At 57.7% G+C, this 19,142-nt stretch carries 19 protein-coding genes; 13 read left to right on the top strand and 6 right to left on the bottom strand.

Annotated elements, in window-relative coordinates; all coding sequences use genetic code 11:
• The first annotated feature begins 160 nt into the window (after window positions 1-160).
• Together AC2FJE_RS01915 and AC2FJE_RS01910 are read left to right on the top strand one after the other, a co-directional pair.
• Entirely contained in the window at window positions 161-1,270 is a 1,110-nt protein-coding gene (locus tag AC2FJE_RS01915; protein ID WP_496760545.1) for a DUF6456 domain-containing protein, read from the top strand.
• A 52-nt stretch (window positions 1,271-1,322) separates the two neighbouring features.
• Window positions 1,323-2,246 carry a hydrogen peroxide-inducible genes activator gene (locus AC2FJE_RS01910; protein WP_282168414.1) on the top strand — a complete coding sequence of 308 codons (924 nt, stop codon included), beginning with the start codon at window positions 1,323-1,325 and terminating at the stop codon, window positions 2,244-2,246.
• A gap of 47 nt (window positions 2,247-2,293) precedes the next feature.
• Here AC2FJE_RS01910 and AC2FJE_RS01905 read toward each other — a convergent pair whose 3' ends face one another.
• Window positions 2,294-2,842: a peroxiredoxin gene (locus AC2FJE_RS01905; protein WP_496760543.1), complete on the bottom strand. Its 549-nt coding sequence runs from the start codon at window positions 2,840-2,842 to the stop codon at window positions 2,294-2,296.
• A 263-nt stretch (window positions 2,843-3,105) separates the two neighbouring features.
• Between AC2FJE_RS01905 and lipA the strand changes: the two genes are divergently transcribed.
• Together lipA and AC2FJE_RS01895 are read left to right on the top strand one after the other, a co-directional pair.
• On the top strand, window positions 3,106-4,056 hold the full coding sequence (gene lipA, locus AC2FJE_RS01900) for a lipoyl synthase (RefSeq protein ID WP_496760541.1): 951 nt from the start codon (window positions 3,106-3,108) through the stop codon (window positions 4,054-4,056).
• Window positions 4,053-5,195: an amidohydrolase gene (locus tag AC2FJE_RS01895; RefSeq protein ID WP_496760539.1), complete on the top strand. Its 1,143-nt coding sequence runs from the start codon at window positions 4,053-4,055 to the stop codon at window positions 5,193-5,195. The genes lipA and AC2FJE_RS01895 overlap by 4 nt, the downstream gene beginning before the upstream one ends.
• Before the next feature lie 4 nt (window positions 5,196-5,199).
• On the opposite strand, the gene AC2FJE_RS01890 is transcribed toward AC2FJE_RS01895, so the two are convergent.
• Window positions 5,200-5,559, bottom strand: a complete 360-nt coding sequence (locus AC2FJE_RS01890) for a hypothetical protein (protein ID WP_282118568.1) — start codon at window positions 5,557-5,559, stop codon at window positions 5,200-5,202.
• A gap of 131 nt (window positions 5,560-5,690) precedes the next feature.
• The gene (gene hpt, locus AC2FJE_RS01885; protein ID WP_058271886.1) at window positions 5,691-6,233 is read right to left on the bottom strand and encodes a hypoxanthine phosphoribosyltransferase; all 543 of its coding nucleotides are present in this window, start codon (window positions 6,231-6,233) and stop codon (window positions 5,691-5,693) included.
• A 71-nt stretch (window positions 6,234-6,304) separates the two neighbouring features.
• Here hpt and AC2FJE_RS01880 point away from each other — a divergent pair, with 71 nt between their 5' ends.
• Together AC2FJE_RS01880 and AC2FJE_RS01875 are read left to right on the top strand one after the other, a co-directional pair.
• Window positions 6,305-6,751, top strand: a complete 447-nt coding sequence (locus AC2FJE_RS01880) for a type II toxin-antitoxin system RatA family toxin (RefSeq protein WP_282118567.1) — start codon at window positions 6,305-6,307, stop codon at window positions 6,749-6,751.
• A 37-nt stretch (window positions 6,752-6,788) separates the two neighbouring features.
• On the top strand, window positions 6,789-8,084 hold the full coding sequence (locus tag AC2FJE_RS01875; protein ID WP_496760537.1) for an MmgE/PrpD family protein: 1,296 nt from the start codon (window positions 6,789-6,791) through the stop codon (window positions 8,082-8,084).
• Here the strand turns inward: AC2FJE_RS01875 and pyrC are convergent.
• A complete protein-coding gene (gene pyrC, locus AC2FJE_RS01870; protein ID WP_496753859.1) occupies window positions 8,081-9,118 on the bottom strand; it encodes a dihydroorotase in 1,038 nt (345 codons plus the stop codon). The two genes, AC2FJE_RS01875 and pyrC, sit on opposite strands and share 4 nt — an antisense overlap.
• A 154-nt stretch (window positions 9,119-9,272) precedes the next feature.
• On the opposite strand from pyrC, the gene AC2FJE_RS01865 reads away from it, so the two are divergent.
• On the top strand, window positions 9,273-10,181 hold the full coding sequence (locus AC2FJE_RS01865; protein ID WP_496753861.1) for an AAA family ATPase: 909 nt from the start codon (window positions 9,273-9,275) through the stop codon (window positions 10,179-10,181).
• Entirely contained in the window at window positions 10,181-11,437 is a 1,257-nt protein-coding gene (locus AC2FJE_RS01860; protein ID WP_496753863.1) for a vWA domain-containing protein, read from the top strand. Before AC2FJE_RS01865 ends, AC2FJE_RS01860 begins: the two co-directional genes overlap by 1 nt.
• Window positions 11,438-11,440: 3 nt before the next feature.
• Here the strand turns inward: AC2FJE_RS01860 and AC2FJE_RS01855 are convergent, their stop codons facing one another.
• Window positions 11,441-11,941: a hypothetical protein gene (locus AC2FJE_RS01855; RefSeq protein ID WP_082649166.1), complete on the bottom strand. Its 501-nt coding sequence runs from the start codon at window positions 11,939-11,941 to the stop codon at window positions 11,441-11,443.
• Between the two features lie 242 nt (window positions 11,942-12,183).
• Here AC2FJE_RS01855 and AC2FJE_RS01850 point away from each other — a divergent pair, with 242 nt between their 5' ends.
• The 5 genes from AC2FJE_RS01850 to AC2FJE_RS01830 all read left to right on the top strand — a co-directional run bounded on the left by AC2FJE_RS01850 (window position 12,184) and on the right by AC2FJE_RS01830 (window position 18,115).
• Window positions 12,184-13,152 (top strand): XdhC family protein, encoded by a 969-nt coding sequence (locus tag AC2FJE_RS01850; RefSeq protein ID WP_282168408.1) that lies wholly within the window; start codon window positions 12,184-12,186, stop codon window positions 13,150-13,152.
• A complete protein-coding gene (locus tag AC2FJE_RS01845; protein ID WP_496753866.1) occupies window positions 13,149-14,150 on the top strand; it encodes a molybdopterin-binding protein in 1,002 nt (333 codons plus the stop codon). Before AC2FJE_RS01850 ends, AC2FJE_RS01845 begins: the two co-directional genes overlap by 4 nt.
• A gap of 153 nt (window positions 14,151-14,303) precedes the next feature.
• Complete coding sequence (locus AC2FJE_RS01840; protein ID WP_109311614.1) at window positions 14,304-14,789, top strand: (2Fe-2S)-binding protein; 486 nt, start codon at window positions 14,304-14,306, stop codon at window positions 14,787-14,789.
• Between the two features lie 79 nt (window positions 14,790-14,868).
• Window positions 14,869-17,229: a xanthine dehydrogenase family protein molybdopterin-binding subunit gene (locus AC2FJE_RS01835; protein WP_496753868.1), complete on the top strand. Its 2,361-nt coding sequence runs from the start codon at window positions 14,869-14,871 to the stop codon at window positions 17,227-17,229.
• A gap of 94 nt (window positions 17,230-17,323) precedes the next feature.
• Window positions 17,324-18,115 carry an FAD binding domain-containing protein gene (locus tag AC2FJE_RS01830; protein ID WP_496695323.1) on the top strand — a complete coding sequence of 264 codons (792 nt, stop codon included), beginning with the start codon at window positions 17,324-17,326 and terminating at the stop codon, window positions 18,113-18,115.
• 47 nt (window positions 18,116-18,162) lie between these two features.
• Here AC2FJE_RS01830 and AC2FJE_RS01825 read toward each other — a convergent pair whose 3' ends face one another.
• Complete coding sequence (locus AC2FJE_RS01825) at window positions 18,163-19,050, bottom strand: MurR/RpiR family transcriptional regulator (protein ID WP_496704291.1); 888 nt, start codon at window positions 19,048-19,050, stop codon at window positions 18,163-18,165.
• Window positions 19,051-19,142: the final 92 nt, after the last annotated feature.

Raw genomic sequence — 19,142 nt, 5'->3', positions numbered from 1 at the left:
GAACTCTGACTTCATGAGTGTTTATGATTTTGAATCAAATCTGGTTGTTGTCTGCCCCGGTTAACGAACGAGTAACGAAAGCGGCTCTAGTTAGAATTGGTTAACACATTCACCGGGGGCGATTGAGAACCGATTGTTTTGTCGACGAGGGCAAGTAACTATGCAAGAAAACATGGCTTTCACCATTCCGGCGTGGGTGCCTGAAGGGGCGCAGAGATACCTGGCGCATACCGAAACCGGTCAATCGATCCGCGACATCGCGCGATCCGTGGGGTGCCATGCGTCAACCATACTCAGACAGATCCGACGTATTGAAATGCGCCGGGACGATCCATTGGTGGATGCTGCTCTGCAAGCGCTGGCAGAGGACCATTTCACGGATCAACAGGGGCGTGCTGGGTCCCTGAACGAGCCTTTGGGGATTCAGGCTAACGATGCAGCAAGCAAGGACGATGAGTTTAACCGCGAAGCTCTTAGAATACTGCGACGCCTTTGCGAAACCGGCGCGGTTCTGGCTGTGGCGGAAGAGATGGACAAGGCTGTGGTCGTTCGGGACACCGGCGACAGCGGGACCGCAAGAACTGCGGTCGTCGATTGCACGATTGCACAAGCGCTGGCTCTGAATGATTGGATATCCTGCGAAAATCCCGGACGTATTTCCCGGTATCGCATCTCTTCCTCCGGGCGGTCGGCCTTAAGCCAACTGATCGCCGAGGCCGAGAACAAAGCCCGCGCCAGAAACGAGTTCGGCATGGCCGAGGCGCAATCGCCGTTTCAGGCGCATGGCGAACAAAGACAGGACAGGTCGTCGCACGGCGCCAGACGTATTCGGTACAGTGCTGCCGAAAGTCCGCTGATTGCGTTGGCGCGCAGGCGGGACAAGGACGGAAAGCCCTTTCTCGACGAAACTCTGGTCGGCGCTGGCGAACGGCTGCGCGAAGACTTTGAACTGTCGCAGATCGGTCCGCAGGTTGCCCAAAACTGGGATCACTTTCTAACGGCCGGGGGGCGGGGAAGTTTCGCAAATGGAACGTATGCAGGCCAGGGATCGTCAGACGCGCGCGCTCGGGTTGAACGTGCCCTGTCGGATCTGGGACCGGGGTTAAGCGACGTGGCACTGCGGTGCTGCTGTTACCTTGAGGGGCTCGAATTAGCCGAAAAACGCATGGGGTGGTCGGCGCGTTCCGGGAAGATCGTGTTGCGCATCGCCCTGCAACGTCTAAAGCGCCATTACGAAGATCAAGCAGAGAAAACTCGCCTGATTGGGTAGAAATTCCATAATTCGCAGTTGAGGTTTCAGGGGGTAGTGATAGGAATTGCCTATGAATTTTACCCTCAGACAGCTTCAGTATTTCAATGCGGTGGCAGATCAGCGTAATTTTGGTCGTGCGGCGCAGGTCTGCCATGTCTCACAACCCGCGCTGTCGGTTCAAATCAAAGCGTTAGAAGAGACCTTGGGCGGGCCGCTGTTCGAACGTCAGGCCCGCGACATACTGCTGACGCCGTTGGGGCGCGACGTGCTGGACTACGCCCGTCAGGTGCTAGGCGCGGCAGACAGGCTGGACCAGTTCGCAAAGGATCATTCCGTTGGGCATCGGTCGTTGGCAATTGGGATCATTCCGACGATCGCGCCTTATCTTTTGCCTGGTGTGCTTGCCGGGCTGCGCACGGCAGATGTCTCCTTGCGGGTGCAGATCCGCGAAGCACGGACTGAGCGCTTGCTGGCCATGCTGCGGGCCGGGGAAATCGATGCCGGTGTGATGGCCTTGCCGGCCGGTGGAAGCGAATTGTTCGAATTGCCGCTTTTCGAGGATCGCTTTCTGCTTGCCGGAAGCGCGGGGCGGCTTGGGACAGTACACTCAGACCCGGATGCCTTGCGCCCGGTGGATCTGCAGACCGCGCAGTTGATGTTGCTGGATGACGGGCATTGCCTGACGGATCAGGCGCTTGAGGTCTGTGGTCAGGACAGGAGCAGCGGTTTGATCAATATGGGGGCGTCCTCATTGGCGACTCTGTCGCGACTGGTTGCCGAAGGGTTTGGTCTGACACTCATGCCTGAACTCGCGGCGCGCTCGGAAACCGAAGCTGTTCCGGGGCTCAAGCTCATGCGGTTCGGGGCACCGCAGCCTGCGCGGACGGTGGGGTTGGTCCGGCGCCTTTCGACGGGACATGAAGACTGGTTCGACAGTCTTGCGGAAGTCATCCGGCGTGTTGGCGATGATATCGTAACCGCGACCCGCCATTAAAAAAGGCCCGCCAGAGGCGAGCCTTTGATACGTCAGCCTGACAATTGTTATGCCAGTGCCGGTTCTTTGGCTTCTTCCAGATGCTTCATCAGGGTTTCCGGGGACGAAACGCCATAGGGATCTTCTGGGCCGTTGTCCATCAGGCCAGGCTCTTCGAACCAAGCTTCGACCACGCCATCGGTTACGATGGCAGCGTAGCGCCACGAACGCATGCCAAAGCCCAAGTTTTCCTTGTCGACCAGCATGCCCATTTTGCGGGTAAATTCGCCCGAACCGTCAGGGATGACTTTGACGTTTTTCAGGCCCTGATCCTGTGCCCATTTGTTCATGACAAAGCTGTCATTCACGGACATGCAGTAGATTTCATCGATGCCCTTGGCAGTGAAATCAGCATAGCCGTTTTCGAAACCGGGCAGTTGGTAGGTCGAGCATGTGGGCGTAAACGCACCGGGCAGGGAAAACAGGATGACGCGCTTGCCTGCGAAGTAATCCGCGGTTGTTGTGTCTTCCCAACGGAACGGGTTGGATCCTTCGATTGCTTCGTCGCGGACACGGGTGTGGAAGGTAACGGAAGGCAGTTTTGCGCCGGTTTTCATCTACGGGCTCCTGTGATTCACATTAGAATTAATGGTGACCTAAAACAGTTCTAAACCGTCTTCAACGCCAGAAATGCTGCAATTGCGATATATCTTTAAGTGACAGTAAACGATATTAAATCTGCCTTGAGTGTTTGAAGTGCGGGGCCGTATTCTGCGAGTGCAAACCTGACGTGCATGGCGGGTATACCCGGGTGGCATAGTCTGCGCGGGCGTATTATGTTAGGGCAAAGCAAATTGACCCAAAGTCAGGAAAGCCAGCCGTGCGTGATCTGAAGATCCCAGAACAACGTCATCCCGAAAAAGCGCATCGTCCAGACAATGCGCAGCCCAAAAAGCCCAAGTGGATACGCGTCAAGGCCCCCGGCGGAAAGGGTTATGCCGAGACGCACAAGATCATGCGCGAGAATAATTTGGTCACTGTCTGTGAAGAGGCCGGATGCCCAAATGTTGGCGAATGCTGGAGCCAGGGCCACGCTACCATGATGATCATGGGCGAGATCTGCACGCGCGGCTGTACCTTCTGTAACATTGCAACGGGACGTCCGGAGTCGTTGGATGCGTTTGAACCAGGGCGTGTGGCACATGCGGTCGAAAAGCTGGGTTTGAACCACGTCGTGATCACATCCGTTGACCGCGACGATCTGAAAGACGGCGGTGCCGATCATTTCGCGCAGACGATACGCGCGGTGCGGCACCGGTCGCCGAAGACGACCATTGAAATCCTGACACCTGATTTCCTGAAATGTGACTCTTCCGTGCTTGAGACTGTCGTCGAGGCCAAGCCGGACGTGTTCAACCACAATCTGGAAACCGTACCTGGCCTGTACCTCGAAGTGCGTCCCGGTGCGCGCTATTTCCACTCGCTGCGGCTGTTGCAGCGCGTCAAAGAGCTGGACCCGTCAATCTTTACCAAATCGGGAATCATGGTTGGATTGGGTGAGAATGAGCAAGAAGTTCGGCAGGTCATGGATGACATGCGCGCCGCCGATATCGACTTTCTAACCATCGGTCAGTATCTGCAGCCCACGCCCAAACACCATGGTGTGGATCGGTTCGTGACGCCGGAAGAATTCGCATCCTATGAAAAGGCAGCTTATGGAAAAGGGTTCCTGATGGTGTCCGCGACGCCTCTGACCCGGTCGTCTTACCACGCGGGGGATGACTTTTCCCGGTTGCGTGAGGCTCGCCAGAAAAAGCTGGAACAGGGGTGACACCCGAAGCGCACGCGCGGCTGACACGCCTGCGCCACGACCTGCATCAATATCCCGAACTTTCCGGGGACGAGCGTGAGACTGCTGCCCGTATGACAGAGCTTTTGCGGGGATTCGGTGCGGACCGTGTGCTTACCGGATTGGGGGGGCATGGCGTTGCCGCGGTTTTTGACAGTGGGCAGGCTGGGCCAACCGTAGGTATCCGGTGCGAATTGGATGGGCTGCCGATTCAAGAACTTGGCACGCACCCCTATGTGTCGAAGGTTCCGGGCAAAGGGCATCTGTGTGGCCATGATGGGCACATGGCGATGGTGCTTGGCGTTGCCGAAGACTTGGCACGCCACCGCCCCCAAAAGGGTCGGGTGGTATTGATCTTTCAACCGGCTGAGGAAACCGGGCAGGGCGCTATCGCCTTTCGCGCGGACCCCCAATTCGCGCAAATCGCGCTGGACTATGTGTTCTCTTTGCACAACCTGCCGGGGTTGGAACTTGGTGCAGTTGAGTTGTGTCAGGGTTCGGCCAATTGCGCCTCGCGCGGGATGAAAATTATCCTGACCGGCAAGACATCCCATGCGGCTGCGCCTCAGGATGGGATTTCCCCGGCTGAGGCGATGTCCGAACTTGTTTCGAAGCTGGCGGGTTTAGGCGCAGGCGGCGCGTTGGATGCCGATTTTGCGCTGACAACTGTGACGCATGCTCGTTTGGGAGAGCCGACTTTCGGCGTCGCTCCGGGGCAGGCCGAGATCTGGGTGACCTTGCGCACCGTTTCAGACGCCCGGATGCAAACGCTGATCACCGAGGCCGAGGCGCTGGCGCGCCGCGCCGCATCCGCCGACAGTCTGGAGTTTGAGATCACCTATGACGATGTCTTCGAGGCCTGCGTCAATCACCGCGACGCGGTGAGCATCATCGCAACGGCCTGCGCCGAGCGTGGAGTAGCGTGCCATTCAACAGAGACGCCGCAAAAGTTCTCAGAAGATTTCGGGCAATTTGGGAAAGGCGCGAAAACGGCTATGTTCTGGCTGGGGTCGGGGCAGGATCATCCGCAATTGCATAACCCTGACTATGATTTCCCAGACGCACTTATCCCGGTAGGAGTAGACGTATTTGTTGCCGCAATTCGATCACTTAATGGCTGAAACTTCAGTTTACGAGATCGCTCACTATTCCAACGGCATCAATGACTGTCTTAGTGTCATCTGATATCGACAGGATTTCGTCATCCACGCGAATATATCGCTGACCGGCGGGTAGGGGCTTCAACTTCCAGCCGTCCAGGTCATCAAGATAATCAAAATTCAGATCGTTAGGGAGTTTCTGACCTCGCGTATAACGCTTGATCTGTCCGGGCGGTACACCAACGCCATTATTGGTCTTTATCGACTTTTCGATTTTCGACTTGTCTGGGCCTTTCCCTTTGCCCTTGTTGTCTTTTGCGTCCGCAAGACCAACTGTTGCGGCGACGGCGCAAGTCGCCAGAAGCCCAATAGACATTACTTTCATAAGCAGAATCCTCCCAAGATGGTCGGAGGGTAATCTGTTGTTGAGGGCGTTGTCCAATGGTATTCAATTAAGTGAATGAAAGGGTGCGCAGCTACTATGACTATTGGAATCTGGGTTTGTTTTTGCCCCTCTCAGTCTTCGACAAAACGAACCTTACCAATAAACGGCAGGTTGCGATTGCGCTGCGCGTAGTCGATCCCGTAACCCACAACGAATTCGTCTGGAATTTCAAAGCCGATCCAATCGGAACGGAAATCGACCTCGCGCCGGCTGGGTTTGTCCAGCAAGGCAATGGACTTAAGTCGGCTTGGCTTGCGGCTGCGCAACAGTTTTGTGACGTGGTTCAGCGTGTGGCCGGTGTCGACAATATCCTCAACAGCCAAAACATCGCGCCCTTCAATCGCGCCACGTAAGTCTTTAAGAATACGTACTTCCCGGCTGCTTTCCATCGCGTCTCCATACGAGGATACTTCGAGGAAATCGACTTCGATCGGCAGGTCCAGCTCGCGCACCAGATCCGCGATGAAGACGAAACTGCCGCGCAGTAGGCCGACCACGATCAGCTTGTCGGTATCTCCGAATTCTGCCGTGATTTCGCGGCATAATTCCTCGATTCGGGCTGCAATCGCCTTGGCCGAGATCATCGTATCTATCACATATGCGCGGTCGCTCATCGCTGCCCCCTTGATCTTTGGCGCGCAACATACGACATGACGCGCCATTGTCACCTGAAAAACCGGACGCCATGCCTACTCATTCGGAAACACGTCACCTTCCTTACACTGCTCAGCAGATGTACGAGCTGGTCGCGGACGTGGCAAAGTATCCCGAGTTTCTGCCGTGGTGCGCAGCCGCCCGCATTCGTCGGACCTATGCGGCGGGTGAGGCGCAGGTCATGGAAGCGGATCTGGTGATCTCGTTCAAAGTGTTCCGCGAACGGTTTGGTAGCCGGGTGACATTGTTTGCCGATCAGAGAAGAATCGACACCGAATATCTGGACGGCCCATTCAAATACATGAAATCCGACTGGCAGTTCGCTGACGCCGATGATGGCGGATGCAACATCACTTTCCACGTGGATTTCGAATTCAAGAACGCCATTCTGCAAGGGATCATCGGTGTGGTCTTCAACGAGGCCATGCATCGGATCGTTCAGGCCTTTGAGACCCGTGCGAAGGACTTATACAGCTAGGTCTTTACCCCGGGTTGACGGTCGCTAGACTGCGTCCATGACCGATTTTACCACTTCACTGGCAGCCTTCGCGGCGGGGCCCATCACGACGACTTTGCAGACGCGGGTCGTTACGTCTCTTTCTGTTTTGGACTGGGTTGCTGTCGGGCGTGCCGGAGTTGATGAGCCTGTTTCCCGGACAGTCCGCGACCTTGTTCTTGGCGAAAGGGGGGCGGAACAAGCGCGCCTTTTTGGTGGAGGAGGGGCGCCCCTGCGCGGTGCTGCATTGGTAAACGGAACCGTTTCGCATGCCCTGGATTATGACGACACGCATTTCGCCCATATCGGCCACCCATCGGTTGCTGTCCTACCGGCGGCGCTGGCCCTAAGCGAATGGGACGACCGTATTCTGGTCGATTTCCTTGAGGCAGCCTTGGTTGGGATGGAGACGTCCATTCGGATCGGCCTCTGGCTGGGGCGCGATCACTATCAGGCGGGCTTTCACCAGACAGCAACGTCTGGCGCGTTTGGTGCAGCTGTCGCTGCAGGGCGCATACTGGGATTCGACGTCGAACAGATGCGAAAAGTTCTGGGCCTGACGGCGACTAGGGCTGCCGGTCTAAAGGCGCAATTCGGAACGATGGGAAAACCTTATAACGCGGGTCTGGCGGCCTCTGCCGGGGTTGAGGCAGCTTTGTTGGTGGCATCAGGATTCGATCCCAATTCAGACGCGTTGGAAGGGTCCTATGGATTTGGCGCGACACATAAAGGACAGTCTGACATTGCAGCCTCATTGGATGGACTGGGTGCGGAATGGCTTTTTGAAAGCGTCAGTCACAAGTTTCATGCCTGTTGCCACGGATTGCACGCCGCGCTTGAGGCCGCGCGCGACCTGGATATCGCCGAACCGGAGGTGGCCGAAATAAAGATCAAGACGCATCCCAGGTGGATGAGCGTCTGCAACCAGACTTCCCCGACAACTGGCCTCGGTGCCAAGTTCTCATATCGGACGGTGATCGCGATGCAGGCACTTGGCTATGATACCGCCTTGCCGATCAGCTATTCGGACAAGATATGCGCCGACCCGCGGCTAGTATCCTTGCGGGACCGCGTCTCTGTCGAAGCGGATGACAGTTTGTCGGAAACGCAGGCGCAACTGACCTTGTTGCGCCGGGATGGAGCGAGACGCGAGGCCACGCATGACCTGTTGGCCCCCATGACTTTGTCAGACCGTGAGGATCGCGTGCGCGGCAAGGCCAACAAGCTGATCGGAACAGAAGACGCGGACGTGATCTGGTCGATGCTGCGCACCGGAGGCCGCGCCCGCGATTTGTCTGCGTTGCTAGCGGTTTAAGTCACGCGCCAGTGTAGCGGGAAACCCGGTTCAAATACTGTGACCGGACCTTCGTCGCAGTCGATCTTGCCCGGGTATTCCACCGGTTCGCCTTTGGTCAGGGTGATGGTTTCCTCATTCACCGGAAGGCGATAGAAGGCCGGGCCGTTCAGAGACACAAAGCCTTCCAGCTTGTCCAAAGCGCCCTCGCGGTCAAACATCTCGGCCACAAGTGACATTGTATTGGTCGCCGTGAAACATCCCGCACACCCGCAGGCCATTTCCTTGTTGGCGTCGGTGTGGGGTGCGCTGTCAGTACCCAAGAAATACCGCGCATCGCCCGAGGTCGCAGCCGCCAGCAGCGCCAGTCGATGTTCTTCGCGCTTGGCGACAGGCAGGCAATAGTAATGCGGCTTGATTCCACCAACGAGGATATGGTTGCGGTTGATAATCAGGTGGTGTGCCGTGATCGTTGCACCCAGATCCTTGTTATTGGATTTGACGTAATCGACACCGTTCGCGGTCGTGATGTGCTCCATCACCACACGCAGTCCGGGAGTGGCCTTGCGGATCGGATCCAGAACACGGTCGATGAACACAGCTTCGCGGTCAAAGATGTCGATCTCGGCGTCGGTAACCTCACCATGCACACACATGGGCAGGCCAATCTCGGCCATCTTTTCCAGCACCGGACGCACTTTGTCGAAATCCTGCACGCCGGAGGCAGAGTTGGTCGTCGCGCCCGCCGGGTACAGTTTGACGGCTTTGACCAGACCGCTGGCGTGGGCTGCTGCCATATCATCGGGGTCCGTATCTTCAGTCAGGTACAGGGTCATCAACGGCTCGAACGTCATGCCTTCGGGCAGCGCGGCCAATATGCGGTCGCGATAGGCGGCGGCCTGATCGCCGCGCACGACGGGCGGCACAAGGTTCGGCATGATGATCGCGCGGGCAAAATGACGCGCGGTTTCGGGCAGGACGGCCTGCAACATCGCGCCATCGCGCAGGTGCAGATGCCAGTCGTCGGGGCGGCGGATCGTGAGGGTATCGGTCATGGCCTTCCGCTAGCACAGCGGACCCGGCGGTGAAAGACCTTCAATTCGGTCCCAGACCTTGTCAATCAGTCCGAACGTCGTAAGTCCCGGAAAGAACACGGCCTTGACGCGCGCGGGTGGTCATGACCTGTTGTGCCAAGGGAGAGATCGAAACATGACACAGCCAGATTCCATCGACGCCGTCCAATCCATGTTGGGTTCACAGGGCTATGTCTGCGGGCGCGCGCTGGCGACGGTGGTGTTTCTGTCCCTGAAACTGGGCCGACCACTGTTTCTGGAAGGTGAGGCCGGGGTGGGCAAGACCGAGATCGCCAAGGCCCTTGCCTCCGGTCTGAACCGGCGCCTGATCAGGTTGCAATGCTACGAAGGACTGGATGCCTCTTCCGCCGTTTATGAATGGAACTTTCCGGCGCAGATGGTGGCGATCCGCACGGCCGAAGCCGCGGGCGGGGCGGATCGGGGGACATTGCAGACCGAGCTGTTCTCGGACGAGTACCTGATCGAACGCCCGCTGCTGCAGGCGATGCGCCCGGATGAAAACGGCGCGCCGGTCCTGCTGATCGATGAGTTGGACCGCACGGATGAACCTTTCGAGGCTTTCCTGCTTGAGGCGCTCAGCGATTTTCAGGTCACGATTCCTGAACTGGGCACGGTCAAAGCACCGGAGCCGCCCATCGTTATCGTCACCTCGAACCGCACACGTGAGGTGCATGATGCACTAAAAAGACGCTGCCTCTATCATTGGGTCGACTACCCCGATTTCGACCGCGAGATCGAAATCCTGCACGCGCGCGCGCCGGAAGCTGCCGAAGCGCTTAGTCGTGAGGTCGTGGCCTTTGTTCAGCATCTACGCACCGAAGACCTGTTCAAGAAACCGGGTGTGGCTGAGACGATAGATTGGGCCAAATGCCTGCTTGCGCTGGACGTCATCAACCTTAGCCCCGAAGTCATCGGAGATACTCTGGGTGCGATCTTGAAATACCAGGACGACATCCAGAAATTGCAGGGGTCCGAGGCGAAACGAATACTGGATCAAGCCAAAGCGTCGCTGGAACCAGCCTGATGGCTGAACAGCTTCCGATCGACATTCCGGAAAACCCCAAGCTGGCGCAAAACATCACCCATTTCGCACGCGCGTTGCGTAAGGCCGGGCTACCGATTGGGACGGGTCGAGTGGTGGATGCTATTCGCGCGGTTCAGGCGGCGGGGTTCACGGAAAAACAGGATTTCTACTGGACATTGCACGCCTGTTTTGTGAACCGCCCGGAACACCGCACTGTATTTGCGCAGGTCTTTCGCCTCTATTGGCGTGACCCCCGATATCTTGAGCACATGATGTCCATGATGCTGCCTGCCATTCGCGGCGTACAGGAAGAACACAAGGCTGACGCGGCCGAAAAGCGCGCGGCCGAGGCGTTGTTGGACGGGGTTGAACGTGATCTGCCCGAGGTGGCTGAGCAGGAAGAGGAGACTGAGTTAGAGATCGACGCCTCGCAAACGGCGTCCTCCGAGGAACGCCTGCGCAGTCTGGACTTTGAGCAGATGAGTACCGCCGAGATCGCGCAAGCCAAGCGCATGCTGTCGCGGCTTTCTCTGCCGGTGAAGCCGATAGAATCCCGGCGCGGTCAGGCCAGCCACCTGGGGCATCGCATCGACCGGGCGCGGACATTGCGCGCGGCGATGCGTCAGGGTGGAGAGTTGCGCGATATTGCTAAGCTCAAGCCGAAACCTCGATGGCCCAATCTTGTCGTGCTTTGCGATATCTCGGGGTCGATGAGCCAGTACAGCCGGATCGTCCTGCATTTCCTGCATGCGGTGTCGAACGCCAAAGGGGCAGGCTGGGCCAAGGTTCACGCATTTACCTTTGGGACGCGTCTGACGAATATCACCCGTCATCTTCAGCAGCGCGATGTAGATGCGGCTCTGGCCGCCGCTGGGGCTGAGGCTCAGGATTGGGAAGGGGGAACGCGGATTGGCGAGTGTCTGCACGCGTTCAACCGCGATTGGTCGCGGCGGGTCATGGGGCAGGGTGCTGTGGTCCTATTGATCTCGGACGGGCTGGATCGCGGAGACCCCGAGGCGTTGGGTAAAGAGACGGAGCGATTGCACCTGTCTGCGCGTCGTCTGATTTGGTTGAATCCATTGCTACGGTGGGATGGGTTCGCGCCCAAAGCGCAGGGCGTCGCGGCCATGCTGCCCCATGTTGACAGCTTCCGTGCTGGTCACTCGATCGCGTCGTTGGAAGATCTGGCCAATGTCATCTCGAAACCCGATGACGTGGGTGAGAAAGCGCGGCTGTTGTCCGCGCTTTCCGACTGAGTATCAGCTTAGCTGTTCTTCGTTGCACTTGCGGGCCATTTCCATGGCTTTGTAAGTGCCGGTCAGATCAACGGTGAAGGCAAATTCCTTTTCCGGGAACACAACCATGACCTTTTGCTTGGCGAGATCATCGGCGAATTGGGGATCGTCGGACAGGACGTAACCACCTGAGTAACCCTTGGTGATGTTGCCCTTCATACCGGTTGCTTCACCAACATAGATGTTGTCGCCCAGCAGGACCGCGACAGCTTCTTTTTCGCCGCGCTTGATGTCGGTCTTGGCCTTGGTAAAGACGCCGACATATCCGACGCTACGGTCTTCGGTCAGACCCATCTGAACGACATTTTCGGCGTCGTCTACAGCTTCGATCAGGCAGGATTTCTTGTCCTCGTCAATAAATACTTTCCAACCTTCAACCTCGCCATAACGCAGGAACGTGTCTGCGGATGCAACGCTTGCGGTGAACAGGCCAAGTGCCATTCCGAGTGTAAAAATGCGTTTCAACTCTCTGTCTCCATTGTCAAAAATTAATATGCGCATACTGGAATGCAGCAGCTACGCATGTAGGCTAGAATCTGGGCAGGGTGCAATCAATGATTTGTGGGCTGCTTGGCAATCTGGGCTTGTATACGCCGATGCAATTCTGAGTTTAACAGACAGGTCGAACATCCGGTATTCGCCTTAAGGCTTACTTTTCATTGCGCCAAACCTGCCTATGTTGGTTCAGAACACGCCGGGAGGGTGCAATGGACAGATTCGACAACAGCCCAGAGACGGCCCTTAAATGGCATTCCGAGGGTAACCCAACCGCTCTGGCCACGGTGGTTGAAACCTGGGGCAGCGCGCCGCGCCGCGTCGGTGCACAGTTGGTGATCGCCGCAGACGGGCGGATCGAAGGGTCGGTATCCGGCGGCTGTGTCGAAGGCGCGGTCATCGTCGAAGCGCTTGAGGCGATGGACGAAGGTGAGGCACGTCTGTTGGAATTTGGTGTCAGTGACGAGGATGCATTTGCCGTGGGTTTGGCCTGCGGAGGAACGATCCGTGTTTTAGTGGAACCTGTCGGTTCGGTCCTGCCCGAATCCATGTTGCGAGATCTGGTCAAAGCCCGCGCACAGCGGGAACCGGTGGCCTATGAAGTTAATACCGAGACCGGTCATCGGGCTTTACGCCGCAAAGCCTATTCAAACCGAATGCGCATGGACCGATCAGGTTTTGAGGAGGACGGGCAGACATTTGTTGCAGTCCACAACCCTCCGCTGCGATTGATAATAGTGGGGGCAGTGCACATTGCGCAGGCTCTGGTTCCGATGGCCCGGATCGCCGGATATGATCCGGCCATCATCGACCCGCGCGATGCCTTTGCCTCTGGTGCCCGATTCCCGGGCGAAACCATCCTGACTGATTGGCCGGACGAGGCGGTCGCCAAGCTGGGCATGGATACGCGAACCGCTGTTGTCTTGCTGACGCATGACCCCAAATTGGACGACCCGGCTTTGGAGTCTGCCTTGAAGGCGGGCGTGTTTTATATCGGCGCTCTGGGGTCCACGCGTACGCATGCCAAGCGGGTTGCTCGCATGAAAGAGGCGGGTTTTACGGACGAACAGATTGCCCAGATCCACGGACCGATTGGATTGGACATCGGCGCGGCGGATCCGTCCGAGATCGCGGTGGCCATCCTCGCCCAGATGACGGCCGTGCTGCGGGGCAAGGCGTGAAATTCGGTCCCGTTCCTGTCGCCGAGGCCACCGGCGCGATCCTTGCACACTCCGTCCAGGTTCAGGATGCCAAGTTGCGCAAAGGATTGCTGCTGACTGCCGAACATGCGGCTCATCTGGGTGCAGCTGGATATGATGAGGTCACGGTTGCGCAGCTTGAGCCCGGCGATTGCCACGAGGACGAGGCTGCTGAAATGTTGGCCGCTGCACTTGCGCCTGATCCAGATGCCGCCGGTTTACGGGTAACGCAGCCGTTTACCGGGCGCGTGAACCTGCTGGCCGACGGGCCGGGTGTTGTCGAATTGGACGTTGCGGCCCTGCAGGAGTTCAACTGCGTCAACCCGATGATCACAGTAGCGACCGTGCCGCAATATCAACAGATGGGTCCGGGCGGGATGGTCGCCACAATCAAGGTGATATCCTACGCCGTTCCAAAGGATGACGTCGTGCAGGCCGCTGGTCTGGCTAGGGCCTCGATTCGTCTGGTGGCACCGGTACATAAAACGGCAGGGCTGATCGTAACGGATATTCCCGGAGGTCCCCCCAACGAAAAGGGGATCGCAGCCATTCGCGGCCGGGTAGAAACCCTTGGCATGGACCTCAGCGATGTACGGATCGTTCCACACAAAGCCGAACCGCTGTCGCAGGCTATTTCAGAGGCTGCCGGTGACATTGTGATGATCTTGACCGGCTCTGCCACATCTGATGTTTTTGATGTTGCACCTCAGGCCGTGCGGGCGGCTGGCGGTCAGGTTGATAGGTTCGGCATGCCAGTCGATCCCGGTAATCTGCTGTTTCTTGGAACACTCGGCCCAAGGCCAGTAATCGGATTGCCCGGATGCGCCCGTTCGCCTGCATTGAACGGTGCGGATTGGGTCTTGTCGCGGGTTGCTTGCGGGGTCGAAACAACCAGCGCGGACATTGCTGGGATGGGGGTTGGCGGGTTGTTGAAAGAAATCCCGACGCGGCCGCAACCACGCGCGTCGCGCAAAAGGTGATGTGACAGATTTTAGCTTTTCTTCTTAGGCGGCTATGAAAGAAAAGACGACCCCTACGAACGTCGGATATTGGCGCTAAATATTTTTGTTCTCAAACAAATTTTCCCGTGTTTAACTCGGCGACAGCGATAAAAGCCAATAGGGGAGGATCTTATGACCAAGGTCTCAATGACCGTGAACGGTAAGACCGTGAGCGGTGAGGTGGAAGGGCGGACGTTGTTGTCCGGTTTTCTACGCGAGAATCTCAATCTCACTGGCACTCATGTGGGTTGCGATACAGCGCAATGCGGCGCGTGTGTTGTTCATGTGAACGGCGAGGCCGTGAAGTCCTGCAATATGCTGGCGCTTGAGGCAGACGGGGCTGATGTGGGCACGATCGAAGGCCAGGCTAACCAGGATGGCTCGCTGAACGTGATTCAGCAGGCATTTCAGGACCATCACGGCCTGCAATGCGGTTTCTGCACACCGGGAATGGTCATGAGTGCTGCAGCACTGCTGAAAGAAAACCCGCGCCCGACCGAAGCCGAGGTGCGCAAGTATCTGGAAGGCAACCTGTGCCGTTGCACCGGCTACCACAACATTGTCAAGGCGATCATGGCCGCATCTGGTCAGGACGTCAGCAGCATCGCTGCCGAATGATGCCGCTGCGGGCGTCCGATGAAGCGCCCGTGGGAAGACATAGGATGCACAGCATCCGTTTATGGGAGGAGAACAAGCAATGCCCAAAGACAGTGGCATCGGAGCCAGTTCCAAGCGGCGCGAAGACGTACGCTTTCTGACCGGAGCGGGCAATTATACCGACGACATCAACGTACATGGCCAGGCTTATGTACATTTCCTGCGGTCCGACATCGCGCATGGACGGATCAAGAGTATCGACACCTCAGCCGCCGAAGCTATGCCGGGAGTGGTCAAGGTTTTCACCGGCAAAGATTTCGAAGGCGTGGGCGGGATGCCCTGCGGTTGGGAAGTGACCGACAAGCACGGCGCGCCGATGCAGGAGCCGCCGCACCCCATTTTGGCACAAGGTAAGGTGCGCCATGTGGGCGACCCGATTGCGGCCGTTGTGGCCGACAGCCTCGAACAGGCCCGTGATGCGGCCGAGGCGATCGATCTGGATATCGAAGAACTGCCGGCTGTCATGAACATGAAAGCTGCTGCTCAGGATGGGTCGACGCTGGTTCATGACGATCTGAAGAACAACATCTGCTATGACTGGCAATTGGGTGAGACGGACGACGCCAAGGTCGATGAGGTCTTTGCCAATGCAGCCCACGTAACGACGTTGGATCTGGTCAACAACCGCCTGGTCGCAAACCCGATGGAACCGCGTGTGGCGGTGGGTGAGTACAAGCCTGGCACGGGCGACTACACGCTCTTCACCACGTCGCAGAACCCGCATGTGATCCGTCTGCTGATGTGCGCCTTTGTTCTGGGCCTGCCCGAGCATAAAGTGCGCGTCGTGGCGCCGGATGTGGGCGGCGGCTTTGGCACCAAGATCTTCCACTATGCAGAAGAAGCGTTCTGCACCTTTGCCGCCAAGGCCTGCAACCGTCCGGTCAAGTGGACATCCAGCCGGTCCGAGGCGTTCATGTCGGATGCCCACGGTCGCGACCATGTCAGCAAGATCGAATTGGCACTGGACGCAGACAACAACTTTATCGGTCTGCGCACGAACACCTATGCCAATCTGGGTGCGTATCTGTCGACTTTCTCCAGCTCGGTTCCGACCTGGCTGCACGGCACTCTGATGGCTGGCAACTACAAGACGCCGGTCATTCAGGTGAACGTGAAGGCGATGTTTACCAACACAGTGCCGGTAGACGCCTATCGCGGCGCTGGACGCCCTGAGGCGACCTATCAGCTGGAGCGTGTCGTGGATAAAGCCGCACGCGAGTTGGGTGTTGATCCGATTGCCCTGCGCCGTCAAAACTTTATCACTCAGTTCCCCTATGACACTCCGGTCGCACTGACCTATGACACCGGGGATTACAACGGGACGATGGACAAGCTTGAGGTCGCTGCCGATCTGGCGGGTTTCGCCGCGCGTCGGGCCGAAAGCGAAGCCAACGGCAAGCTGCGTGGTCTGGGCATCAATTGCTATATCGAGGCCTGCGGTATCGCGCCTTCGAACATCGTCGGCATGTTGGGGGCCCGCGCGGGTCTGTATGATGCCGCAACTGTTCGGGTGAACGCCACGGGTTCGATCAGCGTCATGGTGGGCGCACATAGCCACGGGCAGGGGCATGAGACAGCCTTCCCGCAGGTTGTGGCCGACATGATCGGTATCGACGAATCGATGGTCGAGATCGTGCATGGCGACACCTCAAAGATCCCGTTTGGCATGGGCACCTATGGCTCGCGCTCGTTGGCCGTTTGTGGTTCGGCCATGGTCAAAGCGACCGAGAAGGTAATCGAGAAGGCCAAGAAGATCGCCGCCCACCTGCTGGAAGCTTCCGAGGCGGATATTGAACTGAAAGACGGTCAGTTCAGCGTCGCGGGTACCGACAAGTCGGTGGCCTGGGGTGATGTAACCCTGACGGCTTATGTACCACACAACTACCCGTTGGAAGTCGAACCCGGGTTGGAGGAGACCGCGTTTTACGACCCGGCCAATTTCACTTACCCGGCCGGTGCATACGCGTGCGAGGTCGAGGTTGACCCAGAGACCGGTCAGGTGACCGTCGAGGCTTTCAACGCCGCAGATGACTTTGGCAACATCGTCAATCCTATGATTGTCGACGGTCAGGTCCATGGCGGCATTGGTCAGGGCATAGGGCAGGCTTTGCTGGAGAATTGTGCCTATGATGAAAACGGTCAGTTGCTGAGCGCGTCTTTCATGGATTATGCGATGCCGCGCGCGGATGACGTGCCTTTCTATGGTGTCGATCATTCCAGCCAGACGCCCTGTACGCATAACCCGTTGGGTGTGAAGGGCTGCGGTGAAGCCGGTGCAATTGGCTCGCCGCCGGCGGTGGTCAATGCGGTGCTGGATGCGCTGAACTCGGGCGGCAAGGCGGTCGATCACATCGATATGCCGGTGAGCCCGTCACGTGTCTGGGCGGCGATGAACAGCTGATTGGTCGGGTGGCCTGGGGGCTCTGCCCCCAGACCCTCGGGATATTTTTAGCCAGATGAAGGGCGGATCCGCGCCTTTCGGAAAGGAAAGCGAAATGTACAATTTCGAGTTTGAAAAGCCCTCGACCGTTGCTGACGCCGTTTCGGCGCTGGGAGGCGAGGATGCACAAGCGTTAGGGGGCGGCCAGACGCTGATCCCAACGCTGAAACAGCGATTGGCAGCACCGTCTACGCTGGTGTCGCTGGGTGGGATTCCCGACATGCAGGGGGTCTGCATCGAGGACGACGGGTCGGTGGCCATTGGTGGCGCAACAACCCACGCAACGGTGGCGTCAGAGGCCGCCGGCAGCTATCCGGCGCTGGCCGCACTGGCTGGGCAGATCGGCGATCCAGCGGTGCGCAATCGAGGAACAATCGGTGGCTCACTGGCCAACAATGATCCGGCAGCGTGCTATCCGGCGGGCGCTTTGGGATCAGGTGCGACGATCATCACCAATACGCGCCAAATCGCAGCGGATGATTTCTTCGAGGGTTTGTTCAGTACAGCCTTGGAGGAAGGTGAGATCATCACCACGGTCAATTTCCCGGTGCCACAAGCGGCCAGCTATCAGAAGTTCCTGCAACCCGCATCGCGCTTTGCGCTGGTCGGAGTGTATCTGGCACGTTTCGCCGACGGTGTTCGCGTTTCGGTAACAGGGGCCAGTGAGGATGGTGTGTTCCGCTGGTCCGAGGCAGAGGAAGCCCTGAACAAGGAGTTTCGGCAGGATGCATTGACCGGGCTGAGCATCAATCCCGCGAACATGATTGCCGATTTGCACGGCAGCAAGGCGTACCGCGCGCATCTGGTCAGTGTCATGACCAAGCGGGCCATTGAAGCCTGCATGTAAGCTCAAAACTATCAAAAAAGCCCCGGACCTTATGGCCGGAGCTTTTTCTATGTCCGCCTTATTCTGGGCGGCTGGGATGGTTGCCAGTATGCGCCTGTGTCTTCTCGGGACTTTTGGTAATTGTCCACGCGATCGCGCGCGACGTCTCCGCCCGATTGAAACAGGTGACCCAGTAGGCATTCCAGAACCACCATGGCCCCGGCATAGTTTGAGAAGTGGTGCAGAGATCGCGTGCTGATGGGGAAAACCACGTCAGGCTCGATCCCGGGTGCGATCACTTCGCTGTCGGCAATCAGGATGAGCGGCACATTCATGCGTCGCGCCAATCGCATTGATTGGATGGTGTCGGCGGAATAGGGATGGACGGTGATTGCAATCAGGCAATCGTTGGGGCTTGCGTCCAACAGATCATCTGCCGCGGACCCCATGTGGCGCGGAACAAGTTGCAGACCGGGGTGTGCCATGCGTCCGGCATAAGAAAAATAGTATGACAGGGCATAGCTGGCGCGGGTGGCGGTGACAAAGCACCTGTCAGAAGACGTCATAATTTCAACGGCGCGCTTGACGCGTTCAGGGTTCATTAACCGCAGGGATCGCATGACGACGTTCTGTGCATTCTGGGCAAATTTTGCCTGGGCAGCGCTGAATGAATCACCGTCTTGCATGTCGGCAAGCCAACTTTGGCTCAGATGATCCTCACCATCTGTGACCAACGCATCGCGGAACGGAGCGCGCAGGCCGTCGAAGCGGTCATATTCCATCCGATCCGCCAGCCGGACTAGAACGTTCGAGCTCACGCCGATTTTTGCTGCGGTTTCTCGAATTGAGTCCAGCCCGAAATCTCCGGGATGGTCGAGGATGTATTTTGCCGCCATCTGCAATCCGGGAGGCAACTGGTCAATCTGCTGTCGCAGAGCTTCGGTAAGCTGGCTCAAAGACTTGGTCATCCGCGAAAGAAAACAAATGTTATGAAAGATGTAAATTGAAAACGCGCCTAAGGTCCTTAACTGGGTTAAAAGTTGAAAAG

Source organism: Ruegeria sp. CDSC002, from assembly GCF_059610905.1.
Note: the sequence above shows the minus strand (reverse complement) of the source record. Positions and strands in the feature narration are given on the sequence as shown.